4 protein-coding genes and 1 tRNA gene are annotated in these 2,954 nt (G+C 40.7%); all 5 read right to left on the bottom strand.

Annotation, left to right across the window (positions count from 1 at the left end):
* Positions 1-81 precede the first annotated feature (81 nt).
* A tRNA-Thr gene (locus KKI13_02560) sits at positions 82-156 on the bottom strand.
* A gap of 18 nt (positions 157-174) precedes the next feature.
* Positions 175-1,350, bottom strand: a complete 1,176-nt coding sequence (locus tag KKI13_02555; protein ID MBU4487933.1) for a tyrosine-type recombinase/integrase — start codon at positions 1,348-1,350, stop codon at positions 175-177.
* 117 nt (positions 1,351-1,467) lie between these two features.
* Positions 1,468-1,650 carry a MerR family transcriptional regulator gene (locus KKI13_02550; GenBank protein MBU4487932.1) on the bottom strand — a complete coding sequence of 61 codons (183 nt, stop codon included), beginning with the start codon at positions 1,648-1,650 and terminating at the stop codon, positions 1,468-1,470.
* A gap of 35 nt (positions 1,651-1,685) precedes the next feature.
* Entirely contained in the window at positions 1,686-1,880 is a 195-nt protein-coding gene (locus KKI13_02545; GenBank protein MBU4487931.1) for a helix-turn-helix domain-containing protein, read from the bottom strand.
* Positions 1,881-2,258: 378 nt separating this feature from the next.
* Positions 2,259-2,954: DNA primase (locus tag KKI13_02540; protein MBU4487930.1), on the bottom strand; the 696-nt coding region annotated here is incomplete at its 5' end.

The following is a 2,954-nucleotide window of genomic DNA, read 5'->3' as shown; positions in this document are numbered from 1 at the left end:
TTTTGTCGCATCTTGTCCTCGCTTCGCTCGGCGAAAAGCTCCATTCGAATCCTTCACTGCTTACGACATTTTACTCCAAGTTGGAGCTGGCGAAAGGATTCGAACCTTCAACCTATGGTTTACAAAACCATTGCTCTGCCGTTGAGCTACGCCAGCGTCGTTGTTGTTTCTCATTTAATTATCAGCAGTTACAAAACTTGCGGCTTTTCTTATAAGTTCGTTGTCCGACTCTGCTGTCCATTGGCTGTCTTTTTCTTCTGACAGGTTACTATCTAAAATGTCAACTGCTCGGTCCTTATGATCTGGGGATAAATGCGAATACCTTAGAGTCATCGAAAAACTTTTGTGACCCAATAATTCCTGAACAGTCTTTAAATCAATCCCCAACATTACCAGATGGCTTGCGAATGTGTGTCTTAAATCATGAAATTTTAAGTCTGTGATCTTTGCCTTTGTTAGCGCTGTATCAAAAGACTTCCTTACGTTCGCATAGGGCTTGCCCTTTGCGTTACAAAAAATATAAGGCGAGTCCGGATGTTTAGGGATCTTCATTAAAGTCTTTCTAACGGTATTATTCATAGGGGCTTTTCTTATCTCATTATTTTTGGTCTCCATAAGATATATCAAATTCGTTTTAAAATCAATATCATTCCATTTCAATTTTAAAATCTCTCCCTTTCTCATACCTGTATTCACCGCAACAATTACAATAGGCCTTAAATGAGGAGAGCAGCTCTCGATAAGTTTTCGTATCTCTGCTTTCTCAAGATAGCGAGTTCGCGCATTTTGTTCTTTGAATAATTTTACTTTCCTGACAGGATTTTCTTCGGTCTTGCCCCATGCGATCGCTCGATTAAACATACATTTTAAACAGGCGAGCTCTCTATTGACCGTAGCCGGCTTAACATCCTTACTTCTCTGGGCTTTATATTCCTCGACCAACTCCGGCCCTATATTATAAAGGTATCTACCGCTAAAAAATGACTTGAGAGTCTTGATAATAATTTTATCACTCTGAATAGAAGAAGGCTTTTTATTCGGCTCAGAATGAAGCAGGAAGAATTCATCTGCGAAATCCTCAAACCTTATCTTCCGCTCTTTCCGTATATTAAGGTATCGGTTCTCTCTTATTTCAACTTCTCTTTTTTTAAGGACTGTCTCGGCAAGTCTTTTATCCGGGCCAATGCATTCCCTCTTGCGCCGGCCTTGATAATAATAATCTATGTAATAAACTCCGCCTTTGCCATTGATAGTATAACCGCAATCGCATACCCTTTCCTTTTCAGCTTCTTTCCTAATATCATGCGTTCTTCCGCACTTCGGACAATGTATCTGTTTATATACACTCATATTTTCACCTATTGTGCTTATTTCAACAGGTCATCTACTATCAATAGCATCGAGAAAGTCCAACCTGAGGCAACCTCGAAAGGTTTTTGTCGACGATAAAACAAAAAGAGACTTCGACTAATACCACCCGCCTGTTATCTTCTTTAATTTTTTAATATTTTCCGCACTCCAATAACGATAATTCCCCATAGGCGTTCTCTTGGCCTTCGGAACCTTGCCAGTTTTCTCCCAATAAAAATAAGCTGCCCTGTTTACTCTTAATATCTTCTCCAGGTCTTTTATGAAATATCGCTTCTTCATACTTTATATAGTTTACTTCTCGTGATATGACTTTGTCAATAGAAATCTTTAGCGGCAATGGACTTCTCCTTGATAAATTTATTGATCTCATCGAGGTCGAACCTCAGCGCGCGGCCAATTTTTACAAATGGGAGCCGACGCTGGGCTACAAATCGGTACACACTATCTCGCCGGATCCCCAGCATTTGCGATAGTTCATCAGCATTAATAAGTTGGCGTTTCTCTACCATTACCTCAAACCTCACCTTTTGTCTCAGAAATCTTGCCGTGGGCTTCATGTTTTCGCAAGAAAGGGGGTATCCTGGGCCCTTGGCCCTTCCTCTTGGGATTATGGCCAAAACGATAAATATATAACCAGCAGCCGTTGACTCCACAATTTCTAATTTGCTTTGGATGACCGGCGGCGCATTCCTTGCAATGCAACCTTATGGCTTTTAAGGGTGTTAAATCTTTCATGATCCCGACCTTCTTCCCTATTTTATTATATATATACTATAGCTTATAATAGCATACACATATTGATCATTTGACACACATTGACACAGATAAACACCAATTCCTATATAAGCGTATTAGAATACTCCACGTATAGACTTATATAGAAATACCTACTTATCTGTGTCATCTGTGTCAGGTACCTTAATCCCTAAACCTTCCCATCCTCTACCTCGAGATAAAGCGACTTGCATATTTTCCTTTCTTTTAAACCCCTTTTCTATTAATTTTGAGGAAAGGACCTTGGACCTTAATTCCTTTTCACCATTTTTCTGGCACCAGTTTTTATACGCCTCTTTCAGTGCTTTGTTTGTAACTTCCACTGTTTGATCGATAACGCAACAGTCATCTAAAAATTCACCAAGAATATCCATATCAGTTTTATAAGCCTTTGTGGCGTCTTCTACTTCCCGCGGTTCACCTAAACCTTCCGACTGCCACTCTAAACACCCCTTGATCATCCACTGCAATATTCCGTCTCTTTCCTCAAGCAATATTTCATGGTAATCCTTCTTCTGTTCTTCTTTTTCGAATACATAATTGAAAGGGATCAGAGCTATTCTTCGCCAAAGTGCGCGTGTTGTATCATGGATTATTGGCTTATGGTTCGCCGCTAAAATTATCTTATGCGTCGGCGGAAAGGTTTCGTTGTCCTGTCTCATGCGCCTGCCTGTAAGGCTGTCGCCCCCTGTTATTTCCTTTACAAGAGCCTCACGGAAATGGGCTATTCCCTGGTCAAGCCGCAGGGAGCTTTCTACATGTTCCCTAAAACGCCGATAGAAGATGACGTCGCCTTCGTGAAGGAGTTG

The sequence above is a fragment of the Candidatus Omnitrophota bacterium genome, from assembly GCA_018894435.1.
GTDB lineage: Bacteria > Omnitrophota > Gorgyraeia > JAHIPI01 > JAHIPI01 > JAHIPI01.
This window is presented reverse-complemented; position numbering and strand designations above follow the sequence as displayed.

What these genes read in the sequence shown, in the direction of transcription:
- KKI13_02555 (MBU4487933.1), bottom strand. Translation starts at nt 1,350, where the DNA reads ATGAGTGTATATAAACAGATACATTGTCCGAAGTGCGGAAGAACGCAT.
- KKI13_02550 (MBU4487932.1), bottom strand. Translation starts at nt 1,650, where the DNA reads ATGAAGAAGCGATATTTCATAAAAGACCTGGAGAAGATATTAAGAGTA.
- KKI13_02545 (MBU4487931.1), bottom strand. Translation starts at nt 1,880, where the DNA reads ATGGTAGAGAAACGCCAACTTATTAATGCTGATGAACTATCGCAAATG.